The sequence below is a fragment of the Variovorax nitratireducens genome (genome assembly GCF_051216545.1).
GTDB lineage: Bacteria > Pseudomonadota > Gammaproteobacteria > Burkholderiales > Burkholderiaceae_C > Variovorax.
Genome location: NZ_JBPJZO010000002.1, coordinates 480,704 through 497,225 on the forward strand (window position 1 = coordinate 480,704; position 16,522 = coordinate 497,225).

General features: G+C 68.3%; 17 protein-coding genes. 8 read left to right on the forward strand and 9 right to left on the reverse strand.

What is annotated here, in order from left to right; translation table 11 throughout:
• The first annotated feature begins 97 nt into the window (after positions 1-97).
• Positions 98-1,312, forward strand: a complete 1,215-nt coding sequence (locus tag ACSFA8_RS07625; RefSeq protein ID WP_435478888.1) for a M20 aminoacylase family protein — start codon at positions 98-100, stop codon at positions 1,310-1,312.
• Positions 1,309-2,283: a tripartite tricarboxylate transporter substrate binding protein gene (locus tag ACSFA8_RS07630; protein WP_435478889.1), complete on the forward strand. Its 975-nt coding sequence runs from the start codon at positions 1,309-1,311 to the stop codon at positions 2,281-2,283. The genes ACSFA8_RS07625 and ACSFA8_RS07630 overlap by 4 nt, the downstream gene beginning before the upstream one ends.
• Positions 2,284-2,587: 304 nt before the next feature.
• On the opposite strand, the gene ACSFA8_RS07635 is transcribed toward ACSFA8_RS07630, so the two are convergent.
• The 5 genes from ACSFA8_RS07635 to ACSFA8_RS07655 form a co-directional block, all read right to left on the reverse strand.
• Positions 2,588-2,878, reverse strand: a complete 291-nt coding sequence (locus ACSFA8_RS07635; RefSeq protein ID WP_435478890.1) for a cupin domain-containing protein — start codon at positions 2,876-2,878, stop codon at positions 2,588-2,590.
• Positions 2,875-5,019, reverse strand: coding sequence for a glycogen debranching protein GlgX (gene glgX / locus ACSFA8_RS07640; RefSeq protein ID WP_435478891.1), 2,145 nt, complete (start codon positions 5,017-5,019; stop codon positions 2,875-2,877). Before glgX ends, ACSFA8_RS07635 begins: the two co-directional genes overlap by 4 nt.
• A 318-nt stretch (positions 5,020-5,337) precedes the next feature.
• On the reverse strand, positions 5,338-7,182 hold the full coding sequence (locus ACSFA8_RS07645) for an IlvD/Edd family dehydratase (protein WP_435478892.1): 1,845 nt from the start codon (positions 7,180-7,182) through the stop codon (positions 5,338-5,340).
• On the reverse strand, positions 7,179-8,195 hold the full coding sequence (gene denD / locus ACSFA8_RS07650) for a D-erythronate dehydrogenase (RefSeq protein WP_435478893.1): 1,017 nt from the start codon (positions 8,193-8,195) through the stop codon (positions 7,179-7,181). The genes ACSFA8_RS07645 and denD overlap by 4 nt, the downstream gene beginning before the upstream one ends.
• A gap of 10 nt (positions 8,196-8,205) precedes the next feature.
• On the reverse strand, positions 8,206-8,982 hold the full coding sequence (locus ACSFA8_RS07655; protein ID WP_435478894.1) for a FadR/GntR family transcriptional regulator: 777 nt from the start codon (positions 8,980-8,982) through the stop codon (positions 8,206-8,208).
• Between the two features lie 168 nt (positions 8,983-9,150).
• Here ACSFA8_RS07655 and ACSFA8_RS07660 point away from each other — a divergent pair, with 168 nt between their 5' ends.
• The 4 genes from ACSFA8_RS07660 to ACSFA8_RS07675 all read left to right on the forward strand — a co-directional run bounded on the left by ACSFA8_RS07660 (position 9,151) and on the right by ACSFA8_RS07675 (position 12,094).
• Entirely contained in the window at positions 9,151-9,513 is a 363-nt protein-coding gene (locus tag ACSFA8_RS07660; RefSeq protein ID WP_435478895.1) for a hypothetical protein, read from the forward strand.
• A 166-nt stretch (positions 9,514-9,679) separates the two neighbouring features.
• The gene (locus ACSFA8_RS07665) at positions 9,680-10,705 is read left to right on the forward strand and encodes a M14 family zinc carboxypeptidase (protein ID WP_435478896.1); all 1,026 of its coding nucleotides are present in this window, start codon (positions 9,680-9,682) and stop codon (positions 10,703-10,705) included.
• Positions 10,702-11,469 (forward strand): alpha/beta fold hydrolase, encoded by a 768-nt coding sequence (locus tag ACSFA8_RS07670; RefSeq protein ID WP_435478897.1) that lies wholly within the window; start codon positions 10,702-10,704, stop codon positions 11,467-11,469. The genes ACSFA8_RS07665 and ACSFA8_RS07670 overlap by 4 nt, the downstream gene beginning before the upstream one ends.
• A gap of 154 nt (positions 11,470-11,623) precedes the next feature.
• The gene (locus ACSFA8_RS07675) at positions 11,624-12,094 is read left to right on the forward strand and encodes an adhesin (RefSeq protein WP_435478898.1); all 471 of its coding nucleotides are present in this window, start codon (positions 11,624-11,626) and stop codon (positions 12,092-12,094) included.
• Between the two features lie 181 nt (positions 12,095-12,275).
• On the opposite strand, the gene ACSFA8_RS07680 is transcribed toward ACSFA8_RS07675, so the two are convergent.
• Together ACSFA8_RS07680 and ACSFA8_RS07685 are read right to left on the reverse strand one after the other, a co-directional pair.
• The gene (locus tag ACSFA8_RS07680) at positions 12,276-12,590 is read right to left on the reverse strand and encodes a hypothetical protein (RefSeq protein WP_435478899.1); all 315 of its coding nucleotides are present in this window, start codon (positions 12,588-12,590) and stop codon (positions 12,276-12,278) included.
• Positions 12,590-13,378, reverse strand: coding sequence for a transglutaminase-like domain-containing protein (locus ACSFA8_RS07685; protein WP_435478900.1), 789 nt, complete (start codon positions 13,376-13,378; stop codon positions 12,590-12,592). Before ACSFA8_RS07685 ends, ACSFA8_RS07680 begins: the two co-directional genes overlap by 1 nt.
• A 22-nt stretch (positions 13,379-13,400) precedes the next feature.
• On the opposite strand from ACSFA8_RS07685, the gene ACSFA8_RS07690 reads away from it, so the two are divergent.
• Entirely contained in the window at positions 13,401-13,571 is a 171-nt protein-coding gene (locus ACSFA8_RS07690) for a hypothetical protein (protein ID WP_435478901.1), read from the forward strand.
• A gap of 10 nt (positions 13,572-13,581) precedes the next feature.
• Positions 13,582-13,842 (forward strand): hypothetical protein, encoded by a 261-nt coding sequence (locus tag ACSFA8_RS07695; protein ID WP_435478902.1) that lies wholly within the window; start codon positions 13,582-13,584, stop codon positions 13,840-13,842.
• A 20-nt stretch (positions 13,843-13,862) separates the two neighbouring features.
• On the opposite strand, the gene dbpA is transcribed toward ACSFA8_RS07695, so the two are convergent.
• Positions 13,863-15,260 carry an ATP-dependent RNA helicase DbpA gene (dbpA, locus tag ACSFA8_RS07700; protein WP_435478903.1) on the reverse strand — a complete coding sequence of 466 codons (1,398 nt, stop codon included), beginning with the start codon at positions 15,258-15,260 and terminating at the stop codon, positions 13,863-13,865.
• On the reverse strand, positions 15,257-16,483 hold the full coding sequence (locus ACSFA8_RS07705) for an MFS transporter (protein ID WP_435478904.1): 1,227 nt from the start codon (positions 16,481-16,483) through the stop codon (positions 15,257-15,259). The genes dbpA and ACSFA8_RS07705 overlap by 4 nt, the downstream gene beginning before the upstream one ends.
• Positions 16,484-16,522: the final 39 nt, after the last annotated feature.

The following is a 16,522-nucleotide window of genomic DNA, read 5'->3' on the forward strand; positions in this document are numbered from 1 at the left end:
TTGGCGCAAGGCTTGGCGGTCCACCGCATGACAGCCTCCGCAGTCCGCTGCAGAATCGTCCGCTTCGCCCGCCTTGTCCTTCTTCCGACTCCCGCGCATGAACCTCCTCGACGCTTTCGCCACCCAGGCCACCCGCTTCATCGAGATCCGCCGCGATATCCACGCGCACCCCGAGCTCGGCTTCGAGGAGCACCGCACTTCCGAAAAGGTCGCGGCGCTGCTCGCCGAGTGGGGCATCGAGGTGCACCGCGGCATCGCGGGCACGGGGCTGGTGGGGGTGCTGCGCAAGGGCACGGGCGCGCGCACCATCGGGCTGCGGGCCGACATGGACGCGCTGCCGCTCAACGAGGCCAACGAGTTCGCGCACAAGTCCACGCACGCGGGCCGCATGCATGCCTGCGGGCACGACGGCCACACCACCATGCTGCTGGCGGCGGCCTGGCATCTGTCGCAGCGGGGCCCGAAAGATGATTTCGACGGCACGGTGCACTTCATCTTTCAGCCGGCCGAAGAGATGGGCAAGGCGGGCGCCAGGAAGATGATCCAGGACGGGTTGTTCGAGCGTTTTCCGTGCGATGCGGTGTTCGCGCTGCACAACTTTCCGGTGGGCGAAGTAGGGCGCTTTGCACTCAACAACGGCGCGCTGATGGCGTCGAGCAACACCTACAAGGTGACGCTGCGCGGCCGCGGCACGCATGCCTCGATGCCGCACACGGGCATCGACCCGGTGGCCGCTGTGGTCACGCTGGCGCAGCAGTTGCAGACCATCGTGCCGCGCACCATCGCCAGCACCGAGCGTGCGCTGCTGGCCGTGACGCAGCTGCAGGGCTCGGACGCGCCCAACGTGATTCCCGACGTCGCCACGGTCGGCGGCACGGTGCGCACCTTTTCCATCGACGCACTGGACAAGATCGAAGAGCGCCTGCGCACGGTGGCCAGGGGCGTTGCCGAGGCGCATGGCTGCACGGCCGAGGTGAGCTTCGTGCGCGCTTCGCCGCCGGTGGTCAACCACCCCGCCGAGGCGCGCTTTGCCGCGGGTGTGATGCGCGAGGTGGTGGGCGGCGACATGGTGACCGACGATTTCCCCGCGGTCATGGGCGCCGAAGACTTCGCACACATGCTGATGGCGCGGCCGGGCTGCTACGCATTCCTGGGCAATGGCGACGGCGACCACCGGCTCGACGGCCACGGGCCCGGGCCTTGCATCATCCACAACACCTCGTTCGACTTCAACGACGAGATCATCCCGATCGGCGCCAGCTACTTCGTGAAACTGGTGCAACGGTGGATGCCCGCCGCAGGAACTCCATGAACATGACCACCACTTCGCTTATTGCCCGACGTTCCCTCATCGCACTGGCCATGGCGGCCACGCTGCCCGCTGCGTTCGCGCAGCAGCGCGTGATCCACATCGTCGTGCCCTTCGGTACTGGCGCCGTGCAGGACACGGTGGCGCGCGCCTTCAATGCCGAGCTGGGGATCGCGCTCGGTGCCACCACGGTGGTGGAAAACCGCGCAGGGGCGGGCGGCACGGTGGGCTCGGCCATCGTGGCCAAGGCGCCGGCCGACGGCAACACGCTGATCCTGGCCGCGGCCAGCCATCACATCGGCGGCCACCTCTACAGCAAGCTCAGTTACGACCCGCTGAAAGACTTCGTCGGCGTCGCCAACATCGGCAACGCGGGCTATGCGCTCGCGGTTGCCAGCGGCATGAACGTGGCCAGCACGGCCGACTTCATCAAGGAGGTCAAGGCCAACCCCGGCAAATACAACTACGCCTCGGCCGGCAACGGCAGCGCCACGCACCTGGCAATGGCGTCGTTTCTCGCGAAAGCCGGCCTGCAGATGACGCACATCCCGACCAAGTCGACCGGCGAGGCGGTCAACGAGGTGCTGGCCGGCCGCGTGCAGGCGGTGATCTCGTCGAGCATTGGCGTCATCGGCTTCCAGAACGACGCACGCCTGAAGCTGCTGGCCACCACCGGCCAGAAGCGCAGCCCGTTCCTGCCCAGCCTGCCGACCGTGGCCGAAAGCGGCCTGCCGGGCTACGGCTTCGACTCGTGGATCGGCCTGCTCGCCCCGGCCGCCACGCCGAAGGCCGAGGTCGACAAGCTCAACGCTGCGGTCAACAAGGTGCTGGCCGACCCGGCGATCCAGGAGCGCTTCGCGCGCCTCGGCGTGGAGCCGCGCACCCAGACGCCGGCCGAGTTCCAGCAACTGCTGCGCAGCGACTGGGACGCGATGGGTGTGGTGGTGAAGGCCTCGGGCGCGAAGGTCGACTGAGGCCAGGTCGCGTTCAAAGACAAGGAACCCGGCCCTTTGCCGGAGGTTGCCGCGTTGGCGGCACGGGCATCTCGCTGGCGCTTCGTGCCTGACGTTTCGGGGTAGGGCCTGTGGGTGGGGTCGGCCGCTGGCGGCGGGTGGCCCCTTCCGCGAATGTCCCCCGGCCTGCGGCCTCCTCCTTTATTTCGCTGCAGGGGCCACCCACCACCAGCGACCTGAGCCCGCCCTGGAACCGCGGCGCCCAGATCAACGCCGGATCGAGATCTCTGAATGAAAGACCGTATGAGGCGGGGCCGAGTTGCCGCTAGCGCAGCTCGATCTCGACGAACACAAACTCGTGGTCGTTCGCGTTGACCACGTTGTGCTCCACGCCCACTGGCCGTGTGTACGACACGCCCGCCGTCAGCGGCGCGCGCACGTCGCCTTCGGGCGTTTCGAGCAGCAGCGTGCCGGTGGTCATGGGTACCACCACGTAGTCCATGCCGTGCCGGTGCCAGCCGGTTTCGGCGCCGGGGGCAAAGCGCCACTCCGTGACTTTGACGCGCGGGCTGTCGATCTGAACGGTGGGCGTTGCTTGCGGTCGGTGGGTGGTCATGTCGTCGATCTGAAAACCAGCAGGGAACGGCCGGTCACGGTGTAGTGGTGGCCGGGCTTGAAGGCGTCTTCGGCCTGCGCCTCGAGCGCGGTGTCGACCACGCGAGTCCACACCTTGCCGCGGCTCTTGCCGCGCGGCGGCAGCTTGAAGTCGAGCGCGCCTTGCCAGGCATTGAACACCAGCAGCACGCTGGCGTCGGCCGCGGGCTGCGGCAGTGACGAACCGGGCGCGGTTCCTTCCAGCAGCAGGCCGAAGCAGCGGGTCTGCGGATCCTGCCAGTGCGCATGGTCCATCTCGGCACCGTCGGGCGCGAGCCAGGTCGCATCTTTCACCTGTGCGGCCGGGCTGAACTGGCCCGTAAGAAAGCGGTTGCGGCGCAGCACCGGCAGCGTTCTGCGCAGGTGGGTGATGTGCTGCACGAATTGCGTGAGCGCATGGCCGCGCGCCTCGCCGGCCTTCTGCCAGTCGACCCAGCTGATGTCGTCGTCCTGGCAGTAGGCGTTGTTGTTGCCCTGCTGCGTGCGGCCGAACTCGTCGCCGGCCAGCAGCATTGGCGTGCCCTGCGACAGCAGCAGCGTGGCCAGCAGGTTGCGCTGCTGCCGTGCGCGCAGCGCGAGCACGTCTTCGTCATCGGTCGGGCCTTCGACGCCGCAGTTCCAGCTGCGGTTGTCCGAATGGCCGTCGCGGTTGTCTTCGCCGTTGGCCTCGTTGTGCTTGTCGTTGTAGCTCACGGTGTCGGCCAGGGTGAAGCCGTCGTGCGCGGTGACGAAGTTGACGCTGGCCCACGGCCGGCGGCCGCGGTTGTTGAAGCGGTCGCTGCTGGCGGTGAGGCATTGCGCCAGCGCTGGCGCCATGGCTTCGTCGCCCTTCCAGAAGGCGCGCACGGTGTCGCGGAACTGGTCGTTCCACTCGGCCCAGCCGGGCGGAAAGCCGCCCACCTGGTAGCCGCCGGGGCCGATGTCCCAGGGCTCGGCGATCAGCTTCACGCTGGAGAGCACCGGATCCTGCCGGCAGCTCTTGAGGAAGCCGCCGCCTTCGTCGAAGCCGTGCGGCTCGCGCGCCAGGATGGTGGCGAGGTCGAAGCGGAAGCCGTCCACGCGCATCTCGGTCACCCAGTAGCGCAGGCTGTCGGTCACCATCTGCAGCACGCGGGGGTGGCTCAGGTTGACAGTGTTGCCGGTGCCGGTGTCGTTGATGTAGTAGCGCCGGCCCAACCCGTCTTCGCCGGGCGGCATCAGGCGGTAGTAGCTCGCGTTGTCGATGCCCTTGAACGACAGCGTCGGGCCCATCTCGTTGCCTTCGGGCGTGTGGTTGTAGACCACGTCCATGATCACTTCGAGCCCGTGGGCGTGGAAGCGGTCGACCATGTACTTGAACTCGTCGATGTTCGGGCCGTCCATGTAGCGTTGGTCGAGCGCGAAGAAGCCGATGGTGTCGTAGCCCCAGAAGTTGGTGAGGCCCTTGTCGGTGAGAAAAGGCTGATTCAGGAACATCTGCACCGGCAGCAGCTCGACGCTGGTCACGCCCAGCGCGCGGATCGGGCCGATCACCTCGTCGCGCGCCAGCCCGGCAAAGGTGCCGCGGAAGTGCTCGGGCACGCCCGGGTGCTTCATGGTGAAGCCGCGCACGTGCGTTTCGTAGAACACGGTCTGGTTCCAGGGCACGCGCACGTCGGTCTGCTTCCACTCGAAGCGCGAGTCGACCACCACGCACTTGGGCATGAAGGGCGCGCTGTCGCGCTCGTCGAAGCTCAGGTCGCCATCCGGATGGCCCACGGTGTAGCCGAACACCTCGGGGCCCCACTTGAGCTCGCCCATGTGCGCCTTGGCATAGGGGTCGAGCAGCAGCTTGTGGTGGTTGAAGCGGTGGCCCTTCTCGGGCTCGTAGGGGCCGTGCACCCGCAGGCCGTAGCGCGTGCCGGGCAGCAGGCCGGGTACAAAGCCGTGCCACACCTCGTCGGTGTACTCGGGCAGCGTGACGCACGCGGTTTCGGTGGTGCCAGCGTCGTCGTAGAGGCACACCTGCACCTTGGTGGCATGCGCAGAAAACACGGCGAAGTTGACCCCGCGGCCGGTGTAGGTGGCGCCGAGCGGGTGCGGGGCGCCTTCTTCGAGCGCGTGGTGATGCGGGGTGTCTGACATGGACTTTCCGGACAAAAAAGCAGGACTTTGCGCCATCCGGGTTACAGCCGCTACGTATGGCCTGCCGAACCTGTCGTAGGCCAACACCACCGCAAGGGCCATGCCGCCAGCGGCCTTGGGCACGCTCTGCGCGTTCAGCGCGAAACGGTCACCTCGCTTCCAGGATCAGGGCGGTGGGGCACGCTGCGCAGCGAAATAAAGGGGGAGGCGCCGGCCGAAGGCCGGTGCCGGAGGACATTCGCGGAGCAGCGTGCCCCGCCGCCCTGATCCCGCCCCAGCGTTACCCCTGAACGCAAGAGCGTGAGCGTGCCAGCCGCCTCAGTGGTTGTCGCGCGGAATGCCGAAGGTCGCGTGGATCTTCTGGTACTTGACTGCCGGCTTGAGCACCATGCCCTCGGACAGTTCGTCGACGATCCCGCGCTGGATCTCCTGCCACGGCGTCTGGCTCGGCGGGTAGGGGTAGCCACCGGCGGCGTCGAGCTTGGCGCGGCGTTTCGCCAGCTCTTCGTCGGAAACCAGCATGTTGGCGGTACGCTTCTTCAGGTCGATGCGCACGCGGTCGCCCGTCTGCACCAGCGCGAGGTTGCCGCCGGTGGCTGCTTCCGGGGACGCGTTCAGGATCGAGGGCGAGCCCGAGGTGCCCGACTGCCGGCCGTCGCCGATGCAGGGCAGGGAGGTGATGCCCTTCTTCAGCAGGTAGCTCGGCGCGCGCATGTTCACCACCTCGGCCGCGCCGGGGTAGCCGACCGGGCCGACCCCGCGCATGAACAGCACGCTGCGCGCGTCGATCTTCGTCTTCGGGTCGTCGATGCGGTGGTGGTAGTCCTCCGGGCCGTCGAACACTACGGCCGTGCCCTCGAACGCCATCGGGTCGCTCGGGTCGTTCAGGTAGCGCTCCTGGAACTCGGGCGTGATCACGCTGGTTTTCATGATCGCGGAATCGAACAGGTTGCCGGTGATGTTGAGGAAGCCGGCGTTCTTCTTCATCGGCTTGGCGTAGGGCCAGATCACCTTGGGGTCGCTGGTGAAGCGGCCTTCGCAGTTCTCGGTGAGCGTGCGGCCGTTGGCTGTGACGGCTGTCTGGATCTTGCCCTTGGCGATGAGCTCGGCCACCACGGCCGGCACGCCGCCGGCGCGGTAGAAATCCTCGCCGAGGTATTCGCCGGCGGGCTGCAGGTTCACCAGCAGCGGCACCTTGTAGCCATGCTTTTCCCAGTCGGCCGTGGTCAACGGCACGCCGATGTGCCGCGCGATCGCGTTCAGGTGCACTGGCGCATTGGTCGAGCCGCCGAGCGCGGAGTTGACGACGATCGCGTTCTCGAACGCGGCACGCGTGAGGATGTCGGACGGCTTGAGGTCTTCGCGCACCATCTCGACGATGCGCTTGCCGGTCATGTAGGCCATCTCCTGGCGGTCGCGGTACGGCGCCGGAATGGCTGCGCTGCCCGGCAGCGTGAGGCCGAGCGCCTCGGCCAGCGAGTTCATCGTGGAGGCCGTGCCCATGGTGTTGCAGTGGCCGGTGGAAGGGGCCGACGAAGCGACCAGCTTCAGGAAGCCTTCGTAGCCGATCTCGCCCGCGGCCATCAGCTCGCGGGCCTTCCAGACGATGGTGCCGGAGCCGGTGCGCTCGCCGTTGTACCAGCCGTTGAGCATCGGGCCCGCGTTGAGCGCAATGGCCGGAATGTCGACCGTGGCCGCGGCCATGATCTGTGCTGGCGTGGTCTTGTCGCAGCCGGTGGTGAGCACCACGCCGTCGATCGGGTAGCCGTACAGCACCTCGACCAGCGAGAGGTATTGCAGGTTGCGGTCGAGCGAGGCGGTCGGGCGCTTGCAGGTTTCCTGGATCGGATGGATCGGGAACTCGAAGGCGATGCCGCCGGCGTCGCGGATGCCCTCTTTCACGCGCTCGGCCAGCACGATGTGGTGCCGGTTGCAGGGTGCGATGTCCGAGCCGGTCTGCGCGATGCCGATGATCGGGCGGCCCGACTGCAGCTCTTCGAAGCCGAGGCCGAAGTTCATGGTGCGCTCGAGGTAGAGCGCCGTCATGTCGGCGTTGTCGGGGTTGTCGAACCAGGCCTGCGAACGCAGCTTGAGCGCCCCTTTTTTTCGCGGCGGCTGGGGCGTGCTTTTGGGGGTGGGGGCTTTTTTTGTCGTCTTCTTCACTTCAGGGCCTTCAGGGTTTGGTCTGCATTGGGGAGTGCCGAGCAGTCTTCGATGTACTGCCGGATGATGTCGGCGAAATTTTCGTGCGGCTGCAGCCCGAGCCGGTTGGCGCGTACGGCCGACGCGCCGGTGGGCCAGTTGGCCACGATGCCGGCGATGCGCTCGTCGCGCTCGAAGCGCACCAGCGCTCGCACTTTCGGGCCGGCCACTTCTTCCAGCGCGTCGAGCATGTCGCTCACCCGCACGTTGAGCGCCGGCAGGTTGAGGGCGGTGCGACCGCAGAAGGCTTCGCGGCTGGCTTCGTAGACGGCGATCAGGCCATCGATGGTGCGGCTCGGCGACGACATCGGGTGCGACACGTCGGGCGATACCGGGCAGACCGACTCCACGCCGGCCAGCGGCTCGCGGACGATGCCGCTGAAGAACGACGACGCCGCTCCGTTGGGCCGGCCCGGCCGCACGGTCACGGTCATCAGGCGCGCGGCCCGGCCGTCGACATAACCCTTGCGGGTGTAGTCGGCAATCAGGTGCTCGCAGATGAGCTTCTGCGCGCCGTAGGAGGTTTGCGGTGCCGGCAGCGTGTCGTCGGCCACCAGCTTGGGCATCGGCACGGCCTCATCGGGCCCGAACACGGCCACCGAACTCGAGAACACCAGCCGCGGCGCCTTGCCGCCGCCATTGACGTGGGCGCGGATCGCATCGAGCAGGGCGCGCGTGCTGTCGAGGTTGGAGCCCATGCCGAGGTCGAAGTCGGCTTCGCACTCGCCAGACACCGCCGAGGCCAGGTGGAACACACCATCGAAGGCCTCGGTGCGCAGCGCGTCGGTTTGTGTGAGCAGCGGGCCGATCCGCGCTTCGACCCGGGGGTCGGCCAGCAGGTCGGCCGGCGGCGGCGCGATGTCGGTCAGCACCACGCGCTCGATGCGCTGTCCGGCCAGGGTGCCACGCTTGAGCAGCGTGCGCGCAAGGCGGGCGCCAACGAAGCCGCCGCCGCCCGTGATCATCAGTTTCATGGAGTCTCTTTCATGGCTTGTGCGGTCTGGCCCTGGCGGCGGCCCTGCGCTGCTGGCCGTGGATGATGCCGCCCTCGACCAGCCGCTGCTCGCCGCGGATCAGGTGCTCGGTGGCATGGTGGCGTGCGGCCACCGGGTCGCGTGCGGCAATCGCTTCGAAGATGGCCCGGTGCTCGGTTTGCACTGCGGCCATGAAATCCACGCGCCGGGCCTCGTTGCCGCGCGTGATGCGCATGCCTTCGCGCAGGTACTGCTCCAGAAAGCCGAGCAGCTGGCGGAACTGCGGGTTGCCGGTGGCCTCGCCGATTACGCGGTGGAATGCCAGGTCTTCGGCCACGCCGTCGTGCCCGGCCGCGGCGGCGGCGTCGATGGCTTTCAGCGCACGCCGCAGCGCCGCGATCTGCGCGCGCGTGGCGCGCTCGGCTGCCAGCGCCGCGATCTCGCCTTCGAGCACGCGCCGCACCTCGACCACATGCACCACGGCCTGCACCGAGTCGAGCACGCTCGGGTCGAACGCCAGCGGCAGATTCACCGGCCGGGCCGCCACGAACACGCCCGAACCCTGGCGCGACGTGACCAGCGCCTTCGATTTGAGCTGGTGCACCGCCTCGCGCACCACGGTGCGCGAGACGCCGTGCGCCAGCGCCAGTTGCTGCTCGGTCGGCAGCTGGTCGCCGGGCTGGAGCAGGCCGGATTCGATCTGTTCGGCCAGGCGCGCCGCCAACCGATCCGACAGCCGGTCGACGACCAGGCGCAGGGGTTGGGAGGAGGGGGCGGCAGCCCGCACGGCAGCGGAGGAAATTAGCGCAGTTATCGGGTCATCATACAAATAACCGGTCGTAAATGCGTACCGGTTTGCCCTGATGGCGGTTTGGTGATGTCGACTACTACGTGTCGGGCACGACCGGGTCGGTGAAGGAGTAGGCTGGGCGGACATTCCCGAACGGAGCGTCCGATGAAACCCCTGCACTCCCTGGCCACCGCGGTGGCTGCGCTTCTTCTGGCCGGCTGCGTGGCGCCGCAGCCTTACGAACCCTATGCCGCCCCGTACCCCGCAGCCTATCCCGGCCCGGGCTATGCGCCGCCACCGCCGCAGGCGCGGTTGATCGCGCCCGGTGCCATGGGCCCGCCATCGCCTGCGGCGCTGGAAGGCTGCATGTACTTCATCCGGGTGCGTCGGGGCGCGCTGCTGGCGGACATGATGGGCTACGCGCCGGTCGGTCCGGGGATCTGGGAGATCACCTACATGACGCCGGGGCAGGCGGTGGTCTGCACCGTGGACTACGCCGGCAACGTGCGGCGCTACGTCAATCAGTAACGACGCCGCTGCAGCCGGCGCGAGCGGGCCAGCGCGAGCCATTCGACCACGCCCCACAGCAAGGCGGTCGGGACACCGCGGAAGGATTGTTGAAAGCGAAGCATCGATCCACCCTACACGCGCCGTGTGACGTTTTGATGGCAGCGCGGGCCGCTATCCTGCGCGCGTGATCGCACCGCCACTCCCCGAACTGGTCGAACTGCAGGCGCTCGTCGAACTCGCGGGCGCGCACATGGCGCAGCGGGTGCTGTGCGAAGCGGTGGCGGGGGATCAACGCTTTCCGGTGCATGCGTTCACGCTCGGCAGCAGCCGGCCCGACGCGCCGGCGGTGGGCTTCTTCGGCGGCGTGCATGGGCTGGAGCGTATCGGCGCCGAGGTGGCCATTGCCTACCTGCGCAGCCTGGTGATGCGGCTGCGCTGGGACGACACGCTGCACCGGCAACTGGAGACAGTGCGGCTGGTGTTCATGCCGCTAGTGAACCCGGGCGGCCTGTGGCTCGGCACCCGCGCCAACCCGCACGGCGTGGATCTGATGCGCAACGCGCCGGTGGACGCGACCGAGCGCGTGCCGTCGCTGCTCGGCGGGCAACGCATCAGCGCCGCCTTGCCGTGGTTTCGCGGCGCCGCGGGCGTGCCGATGGAGAGCGAGAGCGCGGCGCTCTGCCACCTGGTCGAAACCGAACTGCTCGGGCGGCCGTTCAGCCTGGCGGTGGATTGCCACTCCGGCTTCGGCCTGACCGACCGCATCTGGTTTCCGTTCGCCCACACCTCCCGGCCGATCGCGCACCTGCCCGAGATGCACGCGCTGTGCGAACTGCACGACCAGACCCTGCTGCATCACCGCTATGTGTTCGAGCCGCAAAGCCAGCACTACCGCACGCATGGCGACCTGTGGGACTACCTGTACCTCGACGCCTCCCGCCGGCCCGGCACCGTGTTCCTGCCGGTCACGCTGGAGATGGGGTCGTGGCTCTGGGTCAAGAAGAACCCGCGGCAGTTCTTCTCGCGCCACGGCATGTTCAACCCGGTCATCCTGCACCGCCGGCAGCGCGTGCTGCGCCGGCACATCGGGTGGCTCGACTTCATCACCCGCGCCGCCTGCAGCCATGCGCGCTGGCTGCCCACGGGCGACGAGCGGGCGCGGCACCATGCGGACGCCATGGCGCGCTGGTACGGCGGGGCCGCGCCATGACGGCAGCGGGCACCTGGGTGCTGCTTCGCGGCCTGACGCGCGAAGCGGGCCACTGGGGCGCGTTCCCGGATCTGCTGCGCGCCCAGCTGCCCGCGAACGCACGCATCGTCGCGCTCGACCTGCCCGGCAACGGCCGCCTGAACCAGACCCGCAGCCCGACGCAGATCGAAGCGATCATGCAGAGCTGCCGGCAACAGCTGCAGGCGCTCGGCATGCCGCTCCCGTACCACCTGCTGGCCATGTCGCTCGGCGCGATGGTGGCGGTCGAATGGGCGTCGCAGCATCCGGTCGAGCTGGCCGGCTGCGTGCTGGTCAACACCAGCCTGCGCCCGTTCAGCCCCTGGTACCGGCGGCTGCGGCCACGCAACTACGGCGCGCTGCTCGGGCTTGCCATGGGCCGGCAGTCGCCGCGGGCGCAGGAGCAGGCGATCCTGCGACTGACCACCCGCCACCCGCCGCAGCCCGAGGCGGTGCTCGCCCATTGGTGCGCGCTGCGCGAGGCACACCCGGTGTCGCGCGGCAACGCGCTGCGCCAACTGCTGGCTGCTGCGCGCTACCGCGCACCGATGGCGCGGCCGCCGGTTCCGTTGCTGGTGCTGGTCGGCGGGCGTGACGCGCTGGTCGACCCGCGCTGCTCGCGGCGTCTCGCGCAGCAATGGCGCCTGGCAACGGCGGAACACGCCACGGCCGGCCATGACCTGCCGCTGGACGACGGGCCCTGGGTGGCGCGCCAGGTCGGTCGGTGGGTTACCGGCGCTGGTTGAATGCGCGGGCTCGTTGACAGATTTGTCCCACAGCCGTCGGGGGCCGGCGCGTACAGGGTGCCGCCGGAGTGCCTGCCTAGGGTGGTTTCAGGTGCTGGTACACGACCGGTGTTTCTTGCCGGCGACAGCACCGCATCAAAGGAAAAAACGACTCATGAAGACTCGACAACAACAACGCATCGCCGTCAGCACCCTGTTTGCAGGCCTGCTCATCGCATCCGGCGCTGCGGGCGCCCAGACGGTGACCGCACCGGGCGTCGGGGTCGGCGCCGGGGCGCGCGTCGAAAGCAACACGTCGGCCGGTACGACCGGTGCCTCGCAACGGGGTGCTGCCGGTGCCGGTGCAGGTGCGCGCACCGACGCCGCCGGCGTGTCGGTTCCTCCCACGACCGGCCTCACGAACACCGTGGGCGGCGTGGTCGGCGGCACGACCGGTGCGGTGGGTGGCGCCGCCGGTGGCGTGCAGGACAGCACGGGCGGCGTCGTGAACGGCGCAACCGGCGCTGCGAAGTCTGGCGGCGCAGCCGTCCGGAAGCAGGGTACAGGCGCAGCGCAACCGGGCGCTGCCGGCGCACGCGTGGATGGCGGCGCACAGGGATCGGGCGCGCTCGGCGTGCAGAAGTAAGTAACTTGCGGACGGGTGCCGATCAGCGCACCCGTCCGAGGTCAAGGGCAGCGTCACGGTCGATCCGGGGTTGCCATTCCACGCAAACTGCTGAGCTATGCCGGCCTGGGCGCTATTTGCCGTGATCAGCGGCGCTAACGTGTGCTGGTCGGGTCGGTGCTGGCAGGGTAGGCCGCAGAAGCTAAGCCGCAGAAAAATCCGGACAGGGCCAGTTCAGCAGTTCGGCCAGCCGTCGCGCGACCCATGTCGCCTCGGCCGGCGAGACGCCTGATTCGGCCGACAGCAAGCCATCGCGGATGCGGTGCAGGATCTCGTCTTCCGACGGCACCGCCACATGGTGCAGCGTCTGCGCCTGCTCTATCAGATGCGTGGACAGGTCTTCACAGAGCTCATAGCGCGCCCGTACGATGCCGATCGGCGCGTTCAGCCGCTGCCGTGCGTCGGTGTAGAGCGCGAAGAACGACGGCGGAATGTCGATCTGGTAGTCGTCCGACATCAGTCCGCCGCCGCGGGTGGCGGGGCCGGATCGTCCAGCCGGTCGACCGTGACCATCATCTCTGCCATCTGCAGCGGTCCGTAGTTCGAGACGAACGCCACGTCCGCGGCGTCGCGCCCGTACGCGATCACGATGCGGCCGCCGCGCGGCTGGTCTTGCGTGGCGTCGAAGGTGTACCAGCGCCCGCCGATGAAGGCCTCGAACCAGGCATGCATGTCCATCGGATCGAGCTGATAAAGGTAGCCGACCACCATCCGCGCCGGGATCTTGAGCGCGCGGCACAGCGACACGCCGACGTGCGAGAAGTCGCGGCACACGCCGGCGCCATGGTCCAGGGTGTCGAGCGCGTCGGTGGTGGCGTCGCTCACGCCGTAGCGGTACTCGAGCGTTTCGTGAATCCAGCTGCGGATGCGCTCGGCCTGCGGGTAGCCTGGCGCGCACCCTTCGACAATCTCCAGCGCCCTGGCTTCCATCTTGTCCGAGGGGCAGTAGCGGCTCTGCAGCAGAAACTGAAGCACGTCGCCCGGCAGTTGAGCGACCGGCGTGGGCCGCGCGCTCGGCGTGACCTGGATCAGCGGCTCGGTTTCCATCTCCATCTCGACCTTGATGCGCATCTCGCCCTGCGGAATCGTCAGGCGCTGGCACAGGTTGCCGTAGCTGTCGACGTATTCGGTGGTCCGCACCCAGGGGCTCAGTTCGTAGCGCTCACTCACCATCCATTGCGCGTCGCCGCTGCGCGGGCGCAGCATGGCCACCACCGGGCAGTCGGTGGCCGCGGTCACTGTCATTACGCAACGTGCCTTGAGTCGCATGGAAATCCTTGAAAAAGAGGGGAGCGGCTGTAACAGATTCGGCTTTCCGGTCTTATCGCACAAACATGCGACGGCGGTGTTCAAGCACTGCGCAGCCGTGAACTTTTACACGGACGGCGAGCCGCGGCTGGCTTACAAACACCGCTTCAGGTTCCAGTTTGCATTTTGAAAGAATTACCTTGGACGCGAATCGCATTGCATTGATCGTGGAGGAGCCTGCTCCCGGTCAATTTTTTTGGGCCCTCCAGCGGCAGGAGTCCTGGCGCAAGGCGCCGGTGGAGCGCGCCGCGCGGCCGATGCCCAGCTACGGTCTGGCCATGCTGGCCGGCATGTCGGCGCTGGAAAAGCGCTGCGGCACGCCCTGCGGCCTTCAGCGTCGACTTCCGGCCGACGCGGTCCACACCGATTTCGGCCCGACGACCATTGCCGGCACGCTCTGAAGCCGGCGGCTTCGTTCGCACTAAAGAAGCCGCACCTTCACGCTTTTTCCCTTGACCCGGCCGCTCGAGAGCTTCTGCAGCGCCTGTTGCGCGATGCCCCGGTCGACCGCCACGTAGGTCGAGAATTCGTTCACGTTGATCTTGCCGACCTGCTCGCGCGTGAAGCCGGCCTCGCCGGTCAATGCGCCCAGCACGTCGCCGGCGCGGATCTTTTCCTTGCGCCCACCGACGATCTGCAAGGTGGCCATCGGCGGCTGCAATGCGCCACCGCCCGCGGGCGTCAGGCTTGCGGGTTCGTGCCAGTCCGATTCGCGGCCTTGCAGTTGCTCGATCTTGCCGACCGAACCCATCTCGTCCATGCTGACCAGATTCAGCGCCAGGCCCTCGGCGTCGCCGCGGCCGGTGCGGCCGATGCGATGGATGTGCAGCTCGGGGTCGGGCGTCACGTCGACGTTGATCACGGCCTCGAGATCGGCGATGTCGAGCCCGCGCGAAGCCACGTCGGTCGCCACCAGCACCGAGCAGCTGCGGTTGGCAAACTGCACCAGCACCTGGTCGCGCTCGCGCTGCTCCAGTTCGCCGAACAGTGCCAGCGCGCTGAAGCCCTGCGCCACCAGCACCTCGACCAGGTCGCGGCACTGCTGCTTGGTGTTGCAGAACGCCAGCGTGCTCTCCGGCCGGAAGTGGTTCAGCAGCAGGCTTACCGCGTGCAGCCGATCGCTGTCCTTCACCTGGTACCAGCGCTGGCGGATCTTGCCGGCCTCGTGCTGCACCTGCACCGTGACCTGCTGCGGGTTCTTCATGAACTGCTTGGCGAGCTGCGCGATGCCTTCCGGGTACGTGGCCGAGAACAGCAGTGTCTGTCGTTCGGGCGGGCATTGGCGTGCGACCTTCGCGATGTCGTCGAAGAAGCCCATGTCGAGCATGCGGTCGGCCTCGTCGAGCACCAGCGAGTTGAGCGCCTCGAGGTTCAGGTTGCCGCGGTCGAGGTGATCCATGATGCGGCCCGGCGTGCCGACCACGATGTGCGCGCCGTGCTCCAGCCTCGCGGTCTGGCCGCGCAGCGCGACGCCGCCGCAGAGCGTCACGACCTTGATGTTTTCTTCGGCGCGCGCAAGGCGGCGGATCTCGGTGGTCACCTGGTCGGCCAACTCGCGCGTGGGGCACAGCACCATCGCCTGCACCGCGAAGCGGCGCGGGTTCAGGTTGGCGAGCAGTGCGAGGGCGAAGGCGGCGGTCTTGCCGCTGCCGGTCTTGGCCTGCGCGATCAAGTCCTTGCCGAGCAGCGCCAGCGGCAGGCTGGCCGCCTGGATCGGCGTCATGCGCGTGTAGCCGAGCTGCGTGAGGTTGGCCAGCGCCTGGGGCGTGAGCGGCAGGGTGCCGAAATCATTGTCGTTGTCTGTGGAGAGCGTGGTCATGTTTGCATTGCCGGAAGGGGGGTGGGCAGCGCGGCGAAAGCCGTCGCGCCGAGCAGCAGCAGCGCCGCGATCGTCGCCAGCACTGCGCTGAAAGGATTGAAGCCGTGCGCCGCGGCGACCGATGCCACCACGCCGGTGAGCCATTGCATCACCGCCACGCCGAGGAACATGGCCATCGTGAGCACCGCCATGGCGCGGCCGGTCATGTGGGTCGGGTAGGCCGCCTTCACGTCGGCGTACTGCAGCACGATGTAGCCCGACGCGAGGCCGACCGCGATGGCTGCACCCACGTCGAGCCAGGCGGCACGCGTCGCCGCCATCACGCCGAACAGCACCGCCACGATGAGCGTGAAGCCGACGATCCAGCGCCGGCGCGCGGCCGGGCCGGGGTCGATCCGGCCGAACAGCGGCGGGCCGAACATGCCGACCACCGAGACGATCACCGCGACATTGCCGCTCTGAACCAGCGAAAAGCCGTGCCGCTCGATCAGCAGCGGCCCGAGCCAGAGCCCGCGCAAGGTGATGAAGGCCGCGTAGGTGACGGCGGCGAGCGCCACGATGCCGAGCGTGTGCGGCAGCCCGAACAGCGCGCCGTAGCTGCGCAGCGCAGCAAGCACCGGCACCTTCACGGGCGGCGTCGTCGGAGCCGGCTCGCGCACGCGCCAGAAAATCACTGCCCAGGCCAATACCGAGCAGAGCGCCAGTGCCCAGAAGCCGGTGCGCCAGGAGCTCGCCTCGATCAGCCAGGCCAGCGGCGTGCCGGTCAGCAGCATGCCGACCGAGCCGATCCCCAGCGTGAGACCCGACACCGAGGCGAAACGATCGGCCGGGAAGCGCCGCGCGATGAACACCGTGCAGACGAGGAACGCCGGGGCACAGCCGATGCCGATCAGCACCTGCCCGGCCACCAGCACCGGAAAGTTCGTCGACAGCGCCGACAGCACCGCCCCCGCGATCGCGAGCGGAAACGCGGCCAGCACCGTGCGCCGCACGCCGTAGAGATCGATCCCGATGCCCATGAAGAGCTGCAGTGCGCCGAAGGCGAAGTGGAAGGCGCCGGCAAAGAGGCCGAGCGCCTGCGCAGTGAGGCCGAAGTCGGCCTGTAGCCGTGGCGCCATGATCGCGGCCACGGTGCGGTACGCCTGGCTCAGCGCGAAGGCCGTGGTCAGTGCCGCCAGCATCAGCCAGGCTGCTCCGATGTTGTCGCGCTCGGAAGACGTCATGGCGTCGTTTTGTCTCTTGTTGTTGTTCGGGAAAAAGAA

Coding starts and splice junctions, on each gene's coding strand:
- ACSFA8_RS07625 (WP_435478888.1), top strand. CDS start 98: ATGAACCTCCTCGACGCTTTCGCCACCCAGGCCACCCGCTTCATCGAG.
- ACSFA8_RS07630 (WP_435478889.1), top strand. CDS start 1,309: ATGAACATGACCACCACTTCGCTTATTGCCCGACGTTCCCTCATCGCA.
- ACSFA8_RS07635 (WP_435478890.1), bottom strand. CDS start 2,878: ATGACCACCCACCGACCGCAAGCAACGCCCACCGTTCAGATCGACAGC.
- glgX (WP_435478891.1), bottom strand. CDS start 5,019: ATGTCAGACACCCCGCATCACCACGCGCTCGAAGAAGGCGCCCCGCAC.
- denD (WP_435478893.1), bottom strand. CDS start 8,195: ATGAAACTGATGATCACGGGCGGCGGCGGCTTCGTTGGCGCCCGCCTT.
- ACSFA8_RS07660 (WP_435478895.1), top strand. CDS start 9,151: ATGAAACCCCTGCACTCCCTGGCCACCGCGGTGGCTGCGCTTCTTCTG.
- ACSFA8_RS07670 (WP_435478897.1), top strand. CDS start 10,702: ATGACGGCAGCGGGCACCTGGGTGCTGCTTCGCGGCCTGACGCGCGAA.
- ACSFA8_RS07675 (WP_435478898.1), top strand. CDS start 11,624: ATGAAGACTCGACAACAACAACGCATCGCCGTCAGCACCCTGTTTGCA.
- ACSFA8_RS07680 (WP_435478899.1), bottom strand. CDS start 12,590: ATGTCGGACGACTACCAGATCGACATTCCGCCGTCGTTCTTCGCGCTC.
- ACSFA8_RS07685 (WP_435478900.1), bottom strand. CDS start 13,378: ATGACAGTGACCGCGGCCACCGACTGCCCGGTGGTGGCCATGCTGCGC.
- ACSFA8_RS07690 (WP_435478901.1), top strand. CDS start 13,401: ATGGAAATCCTTGAAAAAGAGGGGAGCGGCTGTAACAGATTCGGCTTT.
- dbpA (WP_435478903.1), bottom strand. CDS start 15,260: ATGACCACGCTCTCCACAGACAACGACAATGATTTCGGCACCCTGCCG.
- ACSFA8_RS07705 (WP_435478904.1), bottom strand. CDS start 16,483: ATGACGTCTTCCGAGCGCGACAACATCGGAGCAGCCTGGCTGATGCTG.